We start from the raw sequence: 19,018 nt of genomic DNA, 5'->3' as shown, positions 1-19,018 counted from the left end.
GTAATCGAGTAGGTACTATGAATAGTGAACGCAGGTGCTTGTAAGATGAAAAAACTCCGTATGGGAATGGTCGGTGGTGGCAGCGGTGCCTTTATAGGGGAAATCCATCGTATTGCCGCGGCCATCAGTCAGGATATCCAACTGGTCTGCGGGGCCTTTTCCTCCGATAGGGAGCGAACACTGCAAACCGGACGGCTATTGGATCTGGAGGCCGACCGCTGCTACGGCAGTTACGATGAGATGTTTGCCCGGGAGTCCAGTCTGCCGAAAGATATCCGGATGGAATTGGTGGCGGTGGTTACGCCCAACCACCTGCATTTTCCGGTGGCCAGTGCGGCACTGGAACATGGGTTTCACGTAATTTCCGACAAGCCGGCGACACTGAATTTGCAGGAAGCGATTCGGCTTAAGGAAATTATCGAAAAAACCAACTGCCTCTATGCCCTCACCCATGTCTATACGGGATACCCCCTGGTCAAGCAGGCCAGGCACCTCGTTGAGAGGGGAGAGCTGGGAAATATTGTCAAGGTCGTCGCCGAGTACAGCCAGGGCTGGCTGGCCACAAAAGCGTCGGAGACCAGCAAGCAGGCCGCCTGGCGGCTGGACCCCGCGCGCTCCGGAAGAAGCTGCTGTATTGGCGATATTGGCGTGCATGCGGCAAACCTGATTGAGTATATCTCCGGCCTGAAAATAACCGCCCTGTGTGCGGACATTTCCACAGTGGTAGAGGGCCGGACACTGGATGACGACGGCACTGTGCTCCTGAGGTTCGACAACGGCGCCAAAGGTGTATTGCTGGCCAGCCAGGTTTCGGTTGGCGACGAAAACAATCTGCGTCTGCGAATCTATGGGGACAAAAAGAGTATCGAATGGTCGCAACTGGACCCCAACACCCTGTGGCTGAGATCCAACAGCGAGCCTACACAACAGATCCGTACCGGAGTGGGGGAAATGAGCCCAGCGGCGACTCGAGCCGCCTATGCCCCGGCCGGGCATACGGAGGGCTACCTGGAGGCGTTTGCCAATATCTACAAAAATTTCAGCGCGCAGATACGTGCGCAACGCAATGGACGGGATTGCGACAACAACAGTTTTGACGTACCCGGGATAGAGGCGGCCATACGGGGTATGGCATTTATCGAAGAAACCATGGATGCGGGTCAATCCAGTTTGAACTGGATGCCGTTTTCACTAACAGCAGAGATGTCCGAGGGTGTAGTCGGTGAGTAAAATCAGAGGTCCGGGAATTTTTTTGGCACAATTCTCCAGTGACGAAGCGCCGTTCAACAACCTGGCTGATATCTGCCGCTGGGCTTCCGGGCTCGGGTACAAGGCAATACAACTGCCGACGACCGATAGACGCCTGTTCGATTTGTCGCTCGCCTACAAGAGCGCCACCTACTGTGACGAGATAAAGGGCCTGGTGGCGGACTCGGGTCTCGCCATCAGTGAATTGTCCACACACCTGCAGGGCCAGCTGGTGGCCGTGCACCCCGCCTATAGCCGGCAGTTTGATGCGTTTGCACCGGAAGCGGTGCGAGACAGCCCCCAGTGCCGTACAGCCTGGGCAATCGAACAGCTTGTCATGGCCGCGGAAGTCAGCCAGAGACTGGGCTTGACCGCTCACGCGACCTTTTCCGGGGCGCTGTTGTGGCCCTCTTTTTATCCGTGGCCACAGCGCCCCCCGGGGCTGGTGGATGAGGGGTTCAGGGAGCTGGGTGCCAGGTGGCTGCCGATACTGGACCGGTTCGAAGACGCGGGGGTCGATGTGTGCTTTGAGCTGCATCCGGGTGAGGACCTGCACGACGGAGTGACCTTCGAGCGGTTCTTGCAGGTTGTGGGAAACCACCCGAGAGCCAATATCCTCTACGATCCCAGCCACTTCGTATTGCAGCAGATGAATTATCTGGAGTTTATCGATATTTACCATGAACGTATCAGGGCGTTTCACGTAAAGGATGCCGAGTACCGCCAGAGCGGCCGCAGCGGTGTCTACGGCGGCTACCAGACCTGGCGTGAGCGGCCGGGGCGCTTCCGCTCCCTCGGTGACGGACAGATAGATTTCTCGCAGATATTCACCAAGCTGACACAGTATGGCTATGATGGCTGGGCCGTATTGGAATGGGAGTGTTGTTTTAAACACCCCCAGGACGGCGCCCGGGAAGGGGCGGAGTTTATCGCCAGGCACCTGATCAGAACCAGTGATCGGGAGTTCGATGATTTCGCATCCAGCGGAGATGATCCGGGTTTAAACCGGGAAATACTGGGGCTTGATTTTACCGGCTAGAAAAAAGAACCTAAAGGTGGCATATGTCTATCAATAAAAATAAATTGTTTTTTGCGAGCTGTCTGGCTCTGACAGTGACCGCTATGACGTTTGCAATCAGGGCCGGTATCCTGTCGCAGCTGGGCCGGGATTTCTCCCTGACCGATGCCGAGCTGGGGTGGATAAATGCCATGGCGTTCCTGGGATTTCCCGTCGCCACCATGATCGGGGGAGTGCTCTACAACCTGGTCGGTGCCAAAAAGCTGATCCTGATGGCATTTTTTGGCCACCTGCTGGGCGTGGTTCTCACCATTGCGGCCGAAGGTTTTTGGGGTCTGTTGATCTCCAGTTTCTGTATCGGGTTTGCTAATGGTTCGGTGGAGGCGGGGTGCAACCCGCTTGTGGCCAACCTGTACCAGAACAACAAGACCGCCATGCTCAACAAGTTTCATGTCTGGTTCCCGGGCGGAATCGTAGTGGGCGCCCTGGTTTCAAAATTGATGACCGATCTGGGATTGGACTGGACTCTGCAAATCGCCGTTATGTTGCTGCCAACCGCCCTGTACGGCTATTTGGTTCTGCAACAGGATTTCCCCCGGGAGGAGCAAGCGACCACTTCCACCACAAATAACCTGGCGGCCCTGGTTTCGCCACTGTTTTTGTTCATGGCACTGTGCATGACCCTGACCGCCACCAGCGAGCTTGGCACCCAGCAGTGGATAGAGAGAATTTTAGGGGCCGCAGGGGCATCGCCGATGCTGATTATGGCGATGATCACCGGCGTCATGGCGGTGGGGCGTTACTTTGCCGGCCCGGTGGTTAAAAAGTTCAATGCGGAGGGGGTTCTGCTTTATTCGGCGGTGGCCACGTCCATCGGTATATACAGTATGAGCCTGTCTACGGGGGGGATGCTCTATGTATCGGCGCTTGTCTTTGCACTGGGTGTCACCTACTTCTGGCCCACCATGCTGGGATTCGTTGCGGAAAATATTCCCCAGGCCGGGGCGGTCGGGCTATCGGTAATGGGCGGTATCGGCATGTTCGCGGTGAGTATCTGGAATCCGGTTATCGGGCGCTGGATCGATCAGGCGCGGGAAACTGCCCTCGCCCGCAGCGCCGGCCCCGAGGAGGCGGAGCTTATTGCCGGCCAGGCCACCCTGCAGAACCTGGGTGTTTTTCCGCTGGTCTGTATTTTGGCTTTTGTTGCGCTGAATATATATATGCATAAAACCCGCAACTCCGATGCAACTCACCCTGATCACTCTGCGGAATCCACTGGTCTGGGTTCAAACAAGATTTAGCTTTTCAATTCCTACGGCTGCATAGGAGGTAGGTCGCAATGAAGAGAATATTAAACAGTATTTTAGCGGTGGTGCTTGTTGGGGCTTCCTGGGGCCTGTGCGCCCAGGATAACCAGTTGACAGAGAAGGAGGTAGAGCAGGGCTGGGAGTTGCTTTTTGACGGCCGCGACCTGGGGAAATGGAGAAATTTTAAAAAGCCGGGTCTGAGCAAACAGTGGCAGGCGGTCGATGGGGAAATGGTCCTGACCGAGGGTGGCGGTGGCGATATCCTGACGAAAAAAACCTATCGGGATTTCGACCTGAAACTGGAGTGGAAAATATCCCTGGCAGGCAATAGTGGCATCTTTGTACTGGTGGACGAACTGGGCAGCCAGATCTACTCCCATGCCCTCGAGGTGCAGGTGCTGGACAATGAGCGCCACGCGGACAACAAGGTGGACTCCCACCTGTCCGGATCCATCTATGACCTTATTGCGTCCCCCAAAAAGTCCCACAGACCCGCGGGTGAGTGGAACCAGGTGCGGATACTGCTCGAGAAAAAACACCTGCAAGTTTGGCAGAATGGCTACCAGACAGTGAATATCCTGATTGGTGGAGAGGAGTGGGATCGACTGGTTAAAAACAGCAAATTCAGGGATTGGCAAGGGTTTGCCAAAGGGGATGCGGGGCATATCGGTCTGCAGGATCACGGCGATAGCGTCGCCTTCAAGAATATCAAAATAAAAGAGATTTAATCCGGGGTGCCTGGCATGGAAAATTTTGATTATGAAGTGATTGTCGTCGGCTCCGGCGCCGGTGGTGCCATGGCTGCCTATACGCTCACAAAAGCGGGGCACAGGGTATTGATGCTGGAGGCGGGCCGCAACTATGACCCCAAAACCGAAACCCCCATGTTCCGGCGCAACGGCGATGCGCCGCTGATGGGCGCGGGCAATGCGGACAAGAATTTCGGTTTCTACGATGCGACTGTGGATGGCGGCTGGACGGTGCCGAACGAGCCTTATACCCGCGCCAAAGGATCGGATTTTTACTGGTGGCGGGCCCGCATGCTGGGGGGCAGAACCAACCACTGGGGGCGTTTTTCACTGCGTTTCAGTGAGCATGATTTCAAGGGCAAAAGCCGCGATGGACTGGGGGCTGACTGGCCTTTCGAATACAGCGACCTGGCCCCCTGGTATGACAGGACCGAGGAACTGGTCGGGGTCTGTGGCACCAACACGGGCCTGGACGATATGCCGGACTCCTCCGAGGGCATACTGCAGCCACCGCCGAAAGCGCGGGTGCCGGAACTGCTGGTAGCGGCGGCGGCGAAGAAACTGGGTATTCCCACGGCACCCATGCACAGAGCGGTACTGACGCGCCCCAAAGACGACCGCGCGGCCTGTTTCTATGCCACCCCCTGTGGTCACGGCTGTTCCATCGGTGCAGCCTTCCAGACCACCACCTCCCTGATACCCATGGCAAAAGCCACCGGTCGCCTGCAGGTGGTCACCGATGCCATGGTCAGGGAATTGAGTGTGGATGACAAAGGGAGAGTGACGGCGGTCACCTTCGTCGATAAAAAAACCAAAAGCAGCCGCACCCTGGAAGCCCGTGTCATTATCCTGGCCGCCAGCGCCTGCGAGTCCGCGCGTATTTTACTGAATTCAAAGAGCAGGCGTTATCCGCAGGGGTTGGCCAACTCCAGCGGTCAGGTGGGCAGAAACCTGATGGATTCCACCGGTGCCAACCTGGGCGCGATGATTCCGGGGCTGCAGGGCCGGCCGATTTACAACGAGGACGGACACACCGCCAATCACCTGTTTATTCCCTGGTGGGGCCACAAGCAGCAGGCGAAGGGTGCATTGGATTTTCCACGGGGATATCACTTCGAAATCGGCAGTGGATTCGGGGAGCCGGGCGCCGGTGTATCCGGTGATCTGGACGGTTACGGCAAGCCGTTGAAAGATATCGCCAAGAGAGCCTACGGCTCCTATGTGGGCCTGTCGCTGCGCGGTGAAATGTTACCCAACCCCCAGTCTTATATGGAGATAGATGACAAAGTCAGGGACCAGTGGGGTATTCCGGTGGCCAGGTTTCACTGGAAGTGGTCGGAGCATGAACTAAAGCAGGTTCACCACGGCCTGAAAACCGCCAGGGCGATCCTCGAAACCATGGGCGCCAGGTTTAGCGGCCCCCTGCCCAGGGCGGAGGATGCCATCTCCAAGGGGGGTGAGATTATCCACGAGGTGGGCACCACAAGAATGGGCGACTCCCCCCGGGACTCGGTAACCAATCAGTGGGGGCAAACCTGGGATTGCGACAACTTGTTTGTGATGGATGGGGGCGTCTTTGCATCCAATCCACACAAAAACTGTACCTTGACCATCATGACCCTGGCCATGCGCAACGCTTCCTGGCTGGCGGGGCAGTTAAAGCCGGGGGTGCTCTAAATGGCTTCAAATAATGACAAAGCGCAGAGCGGCGCGCGCTACAGGACTGCGCTGACCCGCAGGGAGTCCCTGAAATGGCTGGGGCTGCTGTCCGCCAGTGTGGTAGTGCCGCCGGTGCTTGCATCCAGCCTGAAAGGCGACTCCCGAGGGAAGGGACACTGGCCCAACATGCCGCTAAAACCCATCACCGGCGAGGGCTATGGCAAGGACCCCAATCTGATCGTTCCCCCGGAGGCGCCCTGGCCACTGACACTGGCACCCCGGGAACTGGAAACGGTGGCCCTGCTCTCGGAGCTTGTGGTGCCGCGGGAGGGTAATGTGCCCTCCGCCAGGGAGTTGAAGGTGCCCGATGTGGTCAACGAGTGGGTCAGTGCGCCCTATGCCGGGCAGCAGCGGGACAGGGACTCGATCCTGCGCCTTATCGGCTGGCTGGAGGATGAGGCCAGGCTCAGGTTCGACAAGGGGTTCCTGGTGGCGGGGGACGCGCAGAGACTGGCGATTATCGACGATATCGCCTATAAAAAAGCGCTGGCTTCAGCGGAGTTCTCGCGCCCGGCGGCGGCCTTTGCCCGTTTGCGCGCACTGGTTCTGGCAGCCTTCTTTTGCACCCCGCAGGGCACCAAAGATATTGGTTACCTGGGCAATGTGCCCATTGCCGGCGATTATCCCGGACCCACCAAGGAGGCGATGCAGCATTTGCACGGACTGCTGGATGAACTTGGACTGGCGCTGTAGAGACAGGGGCAACGGAGATTTGCCCCAACCGGCACTGGCCGGATTTTAATCCCATTCTACGGGCGCTCCCCCCCTGTAAGGCCAACTGTGTAAGGCCCTCTCCATAAGCAAGGCTCCCTGCTGTCCTTAACAGGGAGCTTCGGGCCGCAAACCCTGGTTGGGTAAAGCCAGGGAGGACTTTTTCAGCAAACTGCCAGAGACCCACTGTGGTGAAATCGCGGTTTGAGCGCCGTGCCCGGGTTTGTTGGCGCACTGCTCCGCATATACCGCTGCACACCTATTACACTATTAACCCGGTGATCCAATAGATGATTCCTCATCGACACGAAAACTTATCCAGTCACACTTAATTGCGTTGGCTCCGGGAGTTTTGGGCCAGGGAGGGCCTGGTGTTGCGATTTCTATGCTGCTGGTGTCTGCTGGTCGGAATCCTGTCTTCATTGATGGCGTGTGGAGGGGGCGGGAGTGACGGCACAACCAATGGCGATGACGGCGGGGTGCAGACCGGTGTTCTGACCGAGGTGGTTGTAGCCGGCTTGCCCTATCGCACGGAAACACAGTCGGGTGTCACCGGAAGTGGAGGTGAGTTTTCCTTCAGGGAAGATGAAACCATCACTTTTTTTATTGGTGACATTCCCATCGGCTTTGCGGTCCCGGCCCGGGAGCGGTTACGGTTGCGGGACCTCTTTCCCCAACTCCGTCTTTACAGGGTTTTTAACGACCTGAAGTTTCTATTCGCGCAAATTCCCAGTTGGCCGGAGTTGCGTGCCTTTAACCGTTTTCACAATACCCTCTTTTTGCTGGAGGCGTTTGACCGGGATTCCGATCTGGGCAATGGCGTGGTGCTTGACGCCGGTGTACCGGAACTTCTCGACGGGGTGCAGATGGATCTGGGGATCGATATTTTTGTATTCTCCCGTCATTTCCCCCCTCTTATCTATTTTGCCAATCGCGCCGATGAGCTGGGCCTGGTGGATTCCGCTGCGGTCAGGAATACCGGAATGGTGCTGGATAGTTACTACAGATCAGTGGGGCTGGTGAGCGGTTTTTATTTGCCAGTGGGGGAAACCCTGGATTTCCTCACAGCCCCGCTTTTGGATGAAATCATCGACTACAAGTACGACGATCCGGGCAACCTGATAGAGATATTGCGGGACTATGACCGCGACCCCCTGACGGCGATTGCCGAGCTGGCCACCTTTGATGAATTTGGCAATATCCTCAGTTTGACCCTGGAGGCCGAAGCCCTTCGGGTGGACGATGAATTGGCCCGGTTCGACTATGACAGTGCGGGCAACCTGATCGAAATCCGCAGGGATACCAACGGGGATGGCAACTTCGACCTGATCCAGACCCGGGACTATGTTTTTGGGGATCTGGCTTACGAAATTCGGGTTACCGAGACCCGGGATGCCAGCAGTGACCACAGGATTCAGTTTACCCTCTTCTATCAATTGGACAGCGCCGGGCGCCTGACAGAGTTGCGTCGGGACCGGGAGCTGCTGGCCAGTTTTGATTATTTTGCGGGAGGCGTACTGAAAACCGAGCGGCTCTTTGTTGCAGGTAAAGCTGCACCGGTCCGGGTAAGGGAGTTTGACCAACTGGCGCAGCTGGTCCTGCTGGGTTTCGATACAGCGGAACTTGGCACAGGCCAGTGGCAGTTTTTCTACAACCAGCGGGGGCAAATAGTTCGCCAGCGTTTTCGGGGCACAACGCCGGATCATATCCCCCTGCGCCTGCTGGTGGAAAGAGAGTATGGATTGGGCCGAGAGTTGCTGCTGCTTACGGTGGATTTCGGCGAGGATGGCAATATCGACCGGTCGCGCGAATTTGTTTATGACAATGACATACAGCTGGTGAGGGAAGTCTGGTTTGATCATGTGGGCAGTCAGAAGACCGCTGTGTTCGAGGTCACCTATCAATACGATGCAGCGGGACAGGTTTTGGTAAAAACCAGAAGCGATCTTCGGCCGGACACGCCTCTGCTGGCCACCGGCGCGAGGGTTGCGTTTATCTATGGTTATGACGAGCGGGGCAACCTGCTGAGTGTCGAGCGCGATAACCGCATGGATGGGGGAGTGGATTTTGAGCAGACATTTATCCTCTCCAGAATCAACTGGCGGGCCGCACTGTTGTGGATTCAAAGGCCTTCCGTCTATTCCAGACAGCCATTTGAGACATTGCCCCCAAAGAGCGACCTGCTGCGCAGCCTGGACGAATTTGTAAGGCTGCAAAGGGTCGAGGACCATCTGGTGGATATCGACCTGCTGGTGACGCTGGAGGAAGACCTGCGCCTGTTTCGTGCGCTGGAAGGAGTGGAGGCAATTAGCATCAACTGCGGAAATCCCTTCCGGCTGGAATTCCTTACGCAAGCCAGGGCGCTATTGAGTGACCTGGAGCCGCTGGAACCTGTAACAACGCTGGTCCTTTGGTCTATAACCCGCGACGGTGTTTTGGTTATCGTGGATGAAGAGCAGGAGTTTCGTTTCCAGATACGTCTGTTTACCAACCCGGTTCTTCTGCCAGGCCAGCCGCAGGTGGAGTTTGTGTTTGAACTGAGACCGCTGGATGTCTACCCGCCGCCCTATGGCTGTACTTTTCGGGGGCGCCTCACCAGGGATGTGGCCGATGACCCGGTGGGATTTCCATTGCCCGGGAGCGGCAACCCACAGGGTAGGTAAGCGGGTTTTGGTATTCGGAGTATAAAAGTAATCTTCGGGAGTGAAAAATTGATTTAGCGGTAGTGAGGTGGTTACTTTTCATGGGTAATTCTGGAAGCTAACACCACAGTCAGTCACGGCTTGGTTTCTATAGTTCATGTACGATAATAGGAGCAAAGCGGCGGTAAAAATGCACTTCTCGAGAACTCCTCAAGATCTTCAATTACTTACTTACTTACTCGTTATCAATGTAATTTGCATAACTTATAAGTGAGCATACGAAATTGTGTGATATTGAGTCGGGATTCGTAAATTTGATAATTAATAGGTATAGCGTTTTTAGGTAAGGGCTGCCCATTGAAATACGCTTGTATTTTACACGATTGCGAGATTCTATCTAAGCGCCTCAAAGAATTTGAAAAAAAATGAAAACCGATATTTAGCCGCACGAAAGCCCGCCGGAGGCTGCACAACCTGCGGTGAAGCTGCTCAACTAAACTTCTCCATCTACACTGCGGACCCAGTGGAATTCTGCCCACCGCACAGCCGCCCGAGTTGTTTAGTGAAACCTATAAATGGATAAAATTTGTCCGATTTTCGCTCTGCGGCGCTATAAAAAGACAAAAGAAGAACCTGCAAATTGGGTTTGCGTTTGCTTGTGAATGGCGGAAGTGGGCTTTATACTTCCTTCACTTGAGAATTTTTGGGAAATTTTCCTAATCTCTACCAAAAGTATTAAATGTACTTAAAGTAAGTCCAAGCGATCTTGATGTGGCGAATAATTTATCAGATATCGGAATGATAGTGGCTAATAAGTAGAGTCATCGGAAACAGTATTATATTTAGCAAAGGAGTGCCATTTAGAAAAATAGCTGGCTACAGGTAGGTTGCGTTTACGATCCTATTTTAGGGTTTTAGAAAGCAATGTGAAGGCACCTCCATAATATTGCTTTACAAAAAACCTTAAATACTGGAATGGTCCATTATTGATGTTAGAGAGATAACTATGAGCTTGATTAAGAGTGGTTTTGCAGTATTAATAAGTTTATCCGCCGGTCTCGCCTCGGCGGCATACGCCACCGGGAATACCTCCAAAGCACAGGTCGCCCCGGAAGATGATATGGCGCAAGTGATCCAGGGTGATGGGGCTGCAGACGACGAACCGACACCCTCCGTTGAGGATACACGCAATGCATACCTCATCTTCCCTGGCGGCGTTACGGCTGGAGGTTTCGCGAGTAACAGTGATTACTGCTCCGCGTACACGCCGAAGAACGGAACCTGTCTGACAGGCAAGGGCCCGTGGGGCTTGGTGAAGGCCGTGCCTTTTGCTGCGACGGACCCGCAGGGGGACCTGATCTCTCTGCCGACCGTCTTGGCGATGGACCCGTCGTTACCGGTGTTTGGCGATGGCCACAAGAACGACCTGGTCCAGATTGCGGATTCGTACAATCAGTTGATGCTACCGGCGCACGGCGAGGGCAGTGCCTCCAGCACTCTCAACAATGCCCTCTCGAAGAAGTGCCATAAGGGGCGATATTGGAGCGGGGTCTATGACGACGGAAGCGGGGGCACGGAGAAGAGTTGCAAGCGCTTCACCTATGCTGGACAGAACGTCGGCATCTATGGCAACTGCAAGACGAAAAAGTGGGGCAAACTGAAGAGCGACGGCCACAAGAATTGCCATAACCACAAGGCGGAGGTCCTGTGCATCTGTGGGATCGCCAATTAGCAGGAGCCCCCGATAGGCCATCCTGTTCCTGATGGTAGGAGCGTTTTTAATTGTATGCGCGCAAAATCCCGCACTTTCAGTGCGGGGATCTAAGCGGTCCGACGATCGCGGACTAATGATTGCTGTAAGCTGCATTGACTAATAATTTGAAGAACTGAAAAACGTTTTCCATAAGCTAAAAGTCAAATATTAAACTATATTTGAGTGTCGTCGGTATGCCAGATTTATTATATTTCTGTCAAAATTATTATTTATGCTTTTTTAACCACGCAGCAGTGGCACCATCAGATATAAACTTTCTTACAGAAGTTCCATTTTTATTCATGATGTAGACATGTTTTTCGCCCTCATTATCGCGTGATGTAAATATTATTTTAGAGCCATCAGGTGACCAGGATGGCGTCGAATCACGAACATTATTAAATGTTAATCGTTTTTGATTGGTGCCATCTATATCCATACTATAAATCTCATAATTTCCGTCTCTATCAGACATAAAAACTATTTGCTTGCCATTGGGGGAAACCTCAGGATGCCACTCTTCAGCTTCATTGTTTGTTAATTGAATAATGTTTTCACCGTCAATATCAGCTATGCTTATTTCATTTTTTTTATCTTTGAATGCTGAGTTAAAGACTATTCTACCATCTGTTGTAAAATCAGGTGCTCCACCACTCAGTGGTTTTATTTGCGTTTGTCCACTACCATCTGAATTCATAATCCAAATTTCTGTTTGTAAAGTTTTCTCCGTATCTCTGTATTCCCTTGCGAAAGCGATTCTTTTCCCATCAGGAGACCATGTTGGAGCATAATCCTTTTTATTTTTTGCATGAGTTAACCTCTTCCTGTTCGTACCATCAATATTTATTGTATGGATAGACCATGTTTTGTTTCCATCATGGTATGCATACATAGCTATGTGTTTTCCGTCTGGGGACCAAGCCGGATAGCCATCATTATTGGCACGATTGGTAAGTCTAAATTTTGATGTGCCCTCAACATCGGTAAGATAAATTTCCCCATGACCGGATTTATTTGAATAGTAAGCGATTGTATAGAGAGTTGGTTTAGCTTCACACGCGATACCCATTATCAATACAGAAAATGACAGAGCTACTGATGGGTAAATAGATTTCACAGTGTACTCCTTATTATTCCAAATTATTTGCTATTGCTTAGATAGGATTGAACAAGCGGCCAATGTAACCAAGCTAGCTTTAAAATACCCGACGTCCTTATGATTTTTACATGATTTTATTCTGACGGTGACAATTATCACGAAAGGCGCTGAATTAATCTAAATAGCCTTAGTATTTCTAGCCTCGAAATTAGATTTTGTACGATTTCCCTGGTGCCGATCTTTGATTGATACTTCGATGTTGTATAGGTAAATCAAAGATTCGCCGCTCTCTACATCGGGCACTAGTAGCGAAGAGAATAAACCCGCTATGTCATTCCGGGTTTCTGCTACCAAGAGATAAGCCTTTGTATTCTAAAGTTTCTCAGGCCAAATAATGTTCATAGTTGGGTTAGCGGGTAACTCCGCGGTAGGGGCGCGTATTGTTCGCGGGCCCTTTGGAGGGTTGCAGGCCCGGAATGTATTTGACCACTTTTCTATCTGATTTATTAGTAAGTTTCATTCTCTTCCCTGACTGAAACAGATAGGTCTCCATTCATGCCCATTGATATGTTAAATATTATAGGCTTGCAGCAGACTTGGCAGTCCTCGATGTATTCTTGACCGACCTCTTCACCGTTGATGAGTACAGTAATGGATTCTCCACAGTAGGGACAGTAGATAGTCGTTTCTTCTAATGATCCCATTCGTTAGTGGCTCTCTGCACAACCTATTCAAATAACATTTATATAGTGGTTGGTGGTCGTTATCACCACTATTATCCTGATTATTCTTTCGGAAGCAATTCTGCGCCAACCCTGAAAACCTGATTAAAAATTGCCCATTTACATAAGATGGGTACAACTACCTGTGGTAGGGAATTGGTCGTCAAGATTACTTTCATGGAATCATATTAGAACTGCTAACTCATTGTATTTACTGTATTTTCTGATGCGGTCCTATATCCCGTTCAAATAATGATCACTGTGATCCGTATATAGATTGGTACGCCACGCTTCCCACAAAACGGCACCATTGCCCAGATACGATTATGGACAGGCCGCCCTCCATCTCCCCCTTGAGGCCTCTATTGGGTACAGACACGGGCAGTGTCGCCTGCAGCGATTAGCGGTACCGGCGGGGAGAGGCAGGCTGCTGACAGACCTTCTTAACTGCGCCTACCTTCCCACAGTGTGGGCAAGAGAGGGTAGACGCTTGGGTACGGCTGGGACCTTACAATCCTCAGGGGCATACTGCCCTTGGGGTCAAGATCGCTTTCGTTTGGTCGGTTTGAGTTGAGCTGGTGTATGGGAGGAGGGGTACAAGGCCTGGTGGTCCGCCAGCTCCCAGGCTTGCTCCTGCAGCTCAAATAAGCGCTTGAGCCATAGGGGACGACCAACCTCGCATGGCGCAATGTCCAACTCCACGATATCGTCGTGGATGGCTACAGGCGTAATGGTATAAAAGCTTTCCAGTTGTAGTGGCTCAGACAATCGACAGGGGAATACGGCCATCTTTATCGGCTCCTTGAATGGCCTGGGGCGGAAGGCGTTATCAAAGCGATTGGTTTTGCACCGTTACTCTCGCCGCAGGCGCGGTCCTTAGGGAAAATAAGAGATAAATCCGGGGATAGGCCGCGTAGCCGGGGCGGTGCGCGGCTGAAGTAGAGCACCACACCAATGGTCGCGCTACGCCACAGGACACCCCGGCGCCAGGGGCGGGGGTGACCAGAAGAGCCCGGCTTCAGGGGGAACCTTATTGAAGACGAGCGAATGTGTGGCGTATCATCCAAGACAGCCTCGCTAGATACTAACTTATCTTTCGGGGTTAGCCATCTCTCGGTGTGGCAGCACCGGGGGGTGGCGCTTATGCCTTACTCACGCGGTCATGATGTGGTCCTTCTTTATTTGATTTTGATTTGTAATTCGATTTGCTGTGGTTATGGATTTCCCGCGAGCGCCACTGTTGTGGGGCGCTCGCGGGCTGAATAAGAATCTTTGCGCTATTTAATGAGCTTTTTATCTATTTTTAATCTGTTTTTGCCATTTTTTATAGCCGGCACAGGTTTGTCGGCTGGACGCCAGGGCAGCAGACCCACCGTATTCCCTTTTTGCAATTAATTCAATCAAGTTGAAGCTTTAAGCGACAATGAGTGTATTTTCCTAACACTGGCGAAGAGTTCTGCCGTCCATCAAGGCATCAATAATCTGTTCCCCGGTAATCCAAAGTCTGCTCGCCAGGGTGTCTGGCTAAAATTCAACCAGGCCGGCTGGTATAGCTAATCACTTAACATTTCTATTTCAGGTGGTAACGCTACCGCTGGAATTGGTGTCCGGGTTTAGTAGACCACTACAAAAGTTAATAGCGTGATTACTCTTAGCTCCACATTTGACTGATATTGCACCAGCGTAATAATTAGTTCATAAGCCAAATGACGAGGAGCTGTGATTCCACCACATTTTTATATGCTGCTGGAGTTTTGTACTAATTCTTTTTATCTTTCATCAGGGCCCAATAGACTATTCCCAAACAAGCACCTATTATCGGGCCAAAAGAGACCCCCATTGCAACGCTGCCGAATGCAGCACCGAAAGCTGATCCAAGACTGGCACCAATTCCTGCGCCTATTGCTATACAGTAAGTAAGTAGCTTTTCTCTCTTCTTTTCAATCTCTTCATTTTGCATTCTCTATTCCTCTAATTGAGTGATTGCAACCCCAGTGTCAATTCATATACTCTCACATACCCCTTAAATCTTAGTCATTGCGCTCACTACTATCCTGATTATTATTTCCTCAGCGATTTTTCGTTGCCGAATTATTTTCCAAATGAAGGACAGATCATTACGACTGCTTGGTACTACAGAGCCAGTCAAGATATTAGTCACAACGCCTATCTTCGCAAAATCCCAAAGATTTTGTAAGCTTTAACCCGGGCCTTGCACGAGCCCGGATACAAGAACAGCGGAAAGCCTTATCGTCATTGGTGCTAAAAACAGTCCGATAAGAAATTATGCCGTGATAGAATGCTACCAGCCTGAACCCCGATTTTCATCCCTTTCCCGTCGCAAAATCACTGCAGGCTTCACTGGTGGTGACCTGGCCTCCGATGCTGGCCTTTTGCTTTGTGCGAGTGCGATCAGCGCCTTGTCTGCCCCGCTTTGGACACCAACAGGATCGCCCGCCGCGGTAGGTTTGCACGAGGTGCTCTTCGACCAGTTCGTGGCCCGCCACAAGAAGGCGCCCAAGCGGTTGATCCTTGTGTTCGATGCCATGAACGTCCAGTGCATGGGGAGCGTGAACAACACTTCTTCAGCTGTCACTACAACAGCTATTGTTTTCTGCCACTGTACTTCTTCTGTGGTCGGCGTGTCTAACCCATTAATACATCTATTTCAGGTGTTATTCGGATTCCAGCTTATAAGTAAGGATATAAGAATGTTTGCCCAGGTTTTGGTTAATTTGAAGTGAGCCTGTAATAGAAGCCAGATCACCGCTGCCGGAGCCAGGTATGATTTTAATTGTTAATTCCTGTGATTCTTTAGACATCAAACCATAGTGGCTGAGAGTGAAGCTTCCGGATTTGTCCCCTATGCTACCGACAAATTCTTCAATTGCTGAATAGACAGCCACGCCACTCTCAGCTCTTTTGCTTAGCATCTGACCAGTGCCGGTGCCAACCATATTTCCGGTATAACTTTTGTTAATAATCATTCGGCCGGCTGGAGCGACTTTGTCATTTGCAGGTTCCAATTTTATCTCGAAACTACCTTCTGCTTTCATTTCCTTTTCTTCTTTTGATGAAATTTCTTCGGAAAACATAGGAAAAGAAAAAATAATAAAATACAATAGGCACTGATTTTTGCTCGCATGGCCTTGCCTTTCCTAATAAATTAAATTTCATTAATCTGAGCGCATTGCTCAAGCGAAACGTCTGCAACGCATTCCCAGATTTGCCTTGTTGTGGATGGAGTTGTATATACGCATATATGGTGACCGAAACAAAATCCAGCTACGTCACTAAAAAAATTTCTGTGCTCCCATTTGTAAAAATACTAAATATTTATAAATACCATTACTCCTTCGAAAAAGTCAACCTGAAAAACCCAACTATCTCATGTCTATGAACTGATCATTCAGAATTTAATATAAACATGAAGATAAGTATGCAGGGCAATATAACCTGCAGAAAATCCAGCACAGTTTCTATATAGATCGGTAGCCGTCACTATTTATTCTTTTAATTGCACTTTCGGAAGCAATTCTACTGCAGTCTTCCAACGCTTTTACTAAAGTCGTGCCGTTGCGCAAAAATTGTGCAAGTTTGCAAGGTGGAAAAACAGTCATCAAGGTGGCTGTAGTGCGCTCAGCCTCTCTATCCAACCCTACTTAAGCTGCTTCGTGCTCCTTTGGCAACGAGACTATTCTATTTATACCAAATCTCGCTATACCTGCGAATTCCCCCTCTATCCATTCTCCAGACACCGGCTTGGCCATTACAGACAGAGATCCACTACCAATCAATTCTACTTTATAAATCTCTGGTTCCATACTTGTGACACGTAACGCTTCAAGCAAGGGTAATAGTTGACTATACTGAGAAGCGAAGACGAGTCAACTATTACGAATCCGCCTTTAATGCTTTGTTATATGCGCTACATTCAATCACCTATTGTTTGCCTTGAGATTTTCAATAACTTGCGCATCCACCCAGTAACTTTTACCTACCCAGTTACGGCTGCCATCTTTTTCCGTTACCCATTCACCACGCATAAAAAACAGGTATTTTCCATCTGGCGAGACACGAGGGCTTTGTTCATAAATTGGTGTATTTATTTCGTTTCCCATATTTATAGCCTGTCCCCATGAACCATCGCTCTCTCTAAAGCTAATATAAATATCTGGTTGGCTACTACCGTGGTTTTCATCTCGTTCTACATCCCACATTAAGTAAGTCTCATCTGGCGCAATATATGGGTGAGCGATATAATCACCTTGGTTAATCTCAGGTCCCAATTTAATGGGTTCTTCATATTTTCCATTTACCAAGCGAGAATAACCAATGTTGCCATGGCCATTATCCTCCTGTTTAAAAAAAGGAAAATAAAAGGTACCCTTAGCTGAAACTGACAAACCGTGAGCTTGTTCTTTCAAGAACTCTCCCATCTCTTTAGGCTGAGACCAACCAGTTTCCGTCCGTTCGCTATACTGTTTTCCAAGGTACATGGTATTACCATCAGCAGAAAATAAAGGCCATTTCAAATCTGTCTCATACACTTCGCTCCACTGATTATTTTCATAATGAATAACAAAAAATGTACGTTCTTTATATTTGCCATTTTTCCTGGTAAAATAAAATGATTTCATATCAGGTGAAAATGCGCCACCTTCAAACAAGCCATTCGGTGAAAGTATTTTGGGTGCAAATAGCTTGGGTGTGATGCTTGGTGGTTGTTCACCAAAATAGCGATTTTCTAAAGCTGGAAGTTTATCGAAACCGTAACCAGTAACACTAAATATTACAACAAAGAGAAATATAAAAATTGAAGAGTAAGTGCGGTTCATAGTTTATCCTTAATTTAAAATCAGTTATTGATTTAGTTTCCATAATACAGATGACGATTGATTTACTTGTGCATATATCGCTAGCAAAAGGCGCGCTGCCTTTTGGCGTCGCTCTTGTCGCGATTGTTATATGGTTTACTCTTTGGGCCTAAGTGTTTCAATAATCTGCGCATCCACCCACATCCTGTCATATGGTGGGTTGCAGTTCGGGCAAAAGGAAAGGTATTTTCCATCGGGCGTTACGTACGCTCCGCCATCCCAACCGTCTGTGTTTATCTTATCTCCAAAGTTAATAGCCTCCCCCCAGGAGCCATCTTTTTTTCGAAAACTGATATGCATATCAGTTCTCCCATATCCGCCTTCTCTCTCGCTATCCCAAATGATATAGGACTCATCTGGAGCGATGAAAGGGTGAGCATTCCATTTTCCAGTATTTATTTCCTTAGCGAAGGGTTTCGGCGCTTCACGTTTCCCATCTACTAAACGTGAATAGCGAATAATGCCGTTTCCATTAGTGCCTACTTCGTCAAAAACCAAGGTTCCTTTTAAGGAAGCGGTAAGGCGCATGATTCTTATGTCTTCGAAAGCAGCTCCAATGCTTTTCATCTCTGACCAGCCTGTGTCGGTTCGCTCTATGTACTTATCTTTCGAGTACATAATATCGCTTCCCGAAGAATAAAAGTCGTATTTCTTCCAGATTCGGCCTTCCTTGCGAAAGCTGATAACGACAGGCCGAAAAGGTCCAGCAAGGGAGGAGATAAAGTAAAATTCATCCATGCCTGAACCGTGTAGTCCACCTAGCTCCCATCCCTCTGCAGACATGGCGTCTAATGCAAGAGGCATTGCTACCATGTCCGGAGGCGTTAGCCCAAAATAAAGGTCCTTAGAGGCTGAAACTGTATCTTGACCATAACTCTTGCTACTTATGAGTAGCACATAAAGTAGCAGAAGAGCTGAAATACAAATATGCTTCATAACTATCCTTATTTAAATATTATTGAGCAATAAGTCAGTTTAATTGAATTGGTCTTAAAACTCCTGACGTTCTTATGACTTTTATATGATTTTGTTCTAGGGCCTGTTAACACTAATTAGCCGGTCAGCGATCAATGAAAAGTTGATGAAGAACTTAAAAACGACATCCAACTTATCAAATCGACTAAATATTCTTCGGAAACCTTTCAAGCGGCGAAACAGACGCTCTACTTCATT

Annotated in this window: 14 protein-coding genes; 8 read left to right on the top strand and 6 right to left on the bottom strand. The window is 50.2% G+C overall.

All coding sequences use genetic code 11. The features are described 5' to 3' along the window. The first annotated feature begins 45 nt into the window (after positions 1-45). The 8 genes from AB1S50_RS00070 (at position 46) to AB1S50_RS00035 (ending at position 11,126) form a co-directional block, all read left to right on the top strand. The gene (locus AB1S50_RS00070; RefSeq protein ID WP_367148320.1) at positions 46-1,230 is read left to right on the top strand and encodes a Gfo/Idh/MocA family protein; all 1,185 of its coding nucleotides are present in this window, start codon (positions 46-48) and stop codon (positions 1,228-1,230) included. Continuing rightward, positions 1,223-2,287 carry a sugar phosphate isomerase/epimerase family protein gene (locus AB1S50_RS00065; RefSeq protein ID WP_367148319.1) on the top strand — a complete coding sequence of 355 codons (1,065 nt, stop codon included), beginning with the start codon at positions 1,223-1,225 and terminating at the stop codon, positions 2,285-2,287. The genes AB1S50_RS00070 and AB1S50_RS00065 overlap by 8 nt, the downstream gene beginning before the upstream one ends. A 23-nt stretch (positions 2,288-2,310) precedes the next feature. After that, positions 2,311-3,567 (top strand): MFS transporter, encoded by a 1,257-nt coding sequence (locus tag AB1S50_RS00060; protein WP_367148318.1) that lies wholly within the window; start codon positions 2,311-2,313, stop codon positions 3,565-3,567. A 38-nt stretch (positions 3,568-3,605) separates the two neighbouring features. Continuing rightward, positions 3,606-4,301 (top strand): 3-keto-disaccharide hydrolase, encoded by a 696-nt coding sequence (locus tag AB1S50_RS00055; RefSeq protein WP_367148317.1) that lies wholly within the window; start codon positions 3,606-3,608, stop codon positions 4,299-4,301. A 15-nt stretch (positions 4,302-4,316) separates the two neighbouring features. Then, complete coding sequence (locus AB1S50_RS00050; RefSeq protein WP_367148316.1) at positions 4,317-5,999, top strand: GMC family oxidoreductase; 1,683 nt, start codon at positions 4,317-4,319, stop codon at positions 5,997-5,999. Beyond that, on the top strand, positions 6,000-6,734 hold the full coding sequence (locus AB1S50_RS00045) for a gluconate 2-dehydrogenase subunit 3 family protein (protein ID WP_367148315.1): 735 nt from the start codon (positions 6,000-6,002) through the stop codon (positions 6,732-6,734). 389 nt (positions 6,735-7,123) lie between these two features. Then, positions 7,124-9,415 carry an RHS repeat domain-containing protein gene (locus tag AB1S50_RS00040; RefSeq protein ID WP_367148314.1) on the top strand — a complete coding sequence of 764 codons (2,292 nt, stop codon included), beginning with the start codon at positions 7,124-7,126 and terminating at the stop codon, positions 9,413-9,415. 985 nt (positions 9,416-10,400) lie between these two features. After that, positions 10,401-11,126 (top strand): hypothetical protein, encoded by a 726-nt coding sequence (locus AB1S50_RS00035; RefSeq protein ID WP_367148313.1) that lies wholly within the window; start codon positions 10,401-10,403, stop codon positions 11,124-11,126. A 247-nt stretch (positions 11,127-11,373) separates the two neighbouring features. Here AB1S50_RS00035 and AB1S50_RS00030 read toward each other — a convergent pair whose 3' ends face one another. The 6 genes from AB1S50_RS00030 to AB1S50_RS00005 form a co-directional block, all read right to left on the bottom strand. Next, positions 11,374-12,264, bottom strand: a complete 891-nt coding sequence (locus tag AB1S50_RS00030) for a TolB family protein (protein WP_367148312.1) — start codon at positions 12,262-12,264, stop codon at positions 11,374-11,376. Between the two features lie 488 nt (positions 12,265-12,752). Next, complete coding sequence (locus tag AB1S50_RS00025; protein WP_367148311.1) at positions 12,753-12,950, bottom strand: CPXCG motif-containing cysteine-rich protein; 198 nt, start codon at positions 12,948-12,950, stop codon at positions 12,753-12,755. A gap of 1,777 nt (positions 12,951-14,727) precedes the next feature. After that, the gene (locus tag AB1S50_RS00020) at positions 14,728-14,928 is read right to left on the bottom strand and encodes a hypothetical protein (protein ID WP_367148310.1); all 201 of its coding nucleotides are present in this window, start codon (positions 14,926-14,928) and stop codon (positions 14,728-14,730) included. A 715-nt stretch (positions 14,929-15,643) separates the two neighbouring features. Further along, positions 15,644-16,090, bottom strand: a complete 447-nt coding sequence (locus AB1S50_RS00015) for a DUF3224 domain-containing protein (protein WP_367148309.1) — start codon at positions 16,088-16,090, stop codon at positions 15,644-15,646. 816 nt (positions 16,091-16,906) lie between these two features. Then, a complete protein-coding gene (locus tag AB1S50_RS00010) occupies positions 16,907-17,806 on the bottom strand; it encodes a TolB-like translocation protein (protein WP_367148308.1) in 900 nt (299 codons plus the stop codon). Between the two features lie 135 nt (positions 17,807-17,941). Continuing rightward, the gene (locus tag AB1S50_RS00005; protein WP_367148307.1) at positions 17,942-18,781 is read right to left on the bottom strand and encodes a TolB-like translocation protein; all 840 of its coding nucleotides are present in this window, start codon (positions 18,779-18,781) and stop codon (positions 17,942-17,944) included. Positions 18,782-19,018: the final 237 nt, after the last annotated feature.

Source organism: Microbulbifer discodermiae (genome assembly GCF_040742695.1).
Classification (GTDB): domain Bacteria; phylum Pseudomonadota; class Gammaproteobacteria; order Pseudomonadales; family Cellvibrionaceae; genus Microbulbifer.
Note: the sequence above shows the minus strand (reverse complement) of the source record. Positions and strands in the feature narration are given on the sequence as shown.

Excerpts from the sequence above, each read along its gene's own strand:
- AB1S50_RS00070 (WP_367148320.1), top strand. The coding sequence starts at position 46 with ATGAAAAAACTCCGTATGGGAATGGTCGGTGGTGGCAGCGGTGCCTTT.
- AB1S50_RS00060 (WP_367148318.1), top strand. The coding sequence starts at position 2,311 with ATGTCTATCAATAAAAATAAATTGTTTTTTGCGAGCTGTCTGGCTCTG.
- AB1S50_RS00055 (WP_367148317.1), top strand. The coding sequence starts at position 3,606 with ATGAAGAGAATATTAAACAGTATTTTAGCGGTGGTGCTTGTTGGGGCT.
- AB1S50_RS00050 (WP_367148316.1), top strand. The coding sequence starts at position 4,317 with ATGGAAAATTTTGATTATGAAGTGATTGTCGTCGGCTCCGGCGCCGGT.
- AB1S50_RS00045 (WP_367148315.1), top strand. The coding sequence starts at position 6,000 with ATGGCTTCAAATAATGACAAAGCGCAGAGCGGCGCGCGCTACAGGACT.
- AB1S50_RS00035 (WP_367148313.1), top strand. The coding sequence starts at position 10,401 with ATGAGCTTGATTAAGAGTGGTTTTGCAGTATTAATAAGTTTATCCGCC.
- AB1S50_RS00025 (WP_367148311.1), bottom strand. The coding sequence starts at position 12,950 with ATGGGATCATTAGAAGAAACGACTATCTACTGTCCCTACTGTGGAGAA.
- AB1S50_RS00020 (WP_367148310.1), bottom strand. The coding sequence starts at position 14,928 with ATGCAAAATGAAGAGATTGAAAAGAAGAGAGAAAAGCTACTTACTTAC.
- AB1S50_RS00010 (WP_367148308.1), bottom strand. The coding sequence starts at position 17,806 with ATGAACCGCACTTACTCTTCAATTTTTATATTTCTCTTTGTTGTAATA.
- AB1S50_RS00005 (WP_367148307.1), bottom strand. The coding sequence starts at position 18,781 with ATGAAGCATATTTGTATTTCAGCTCTTCTGCTACTTTATGTGCTACTC.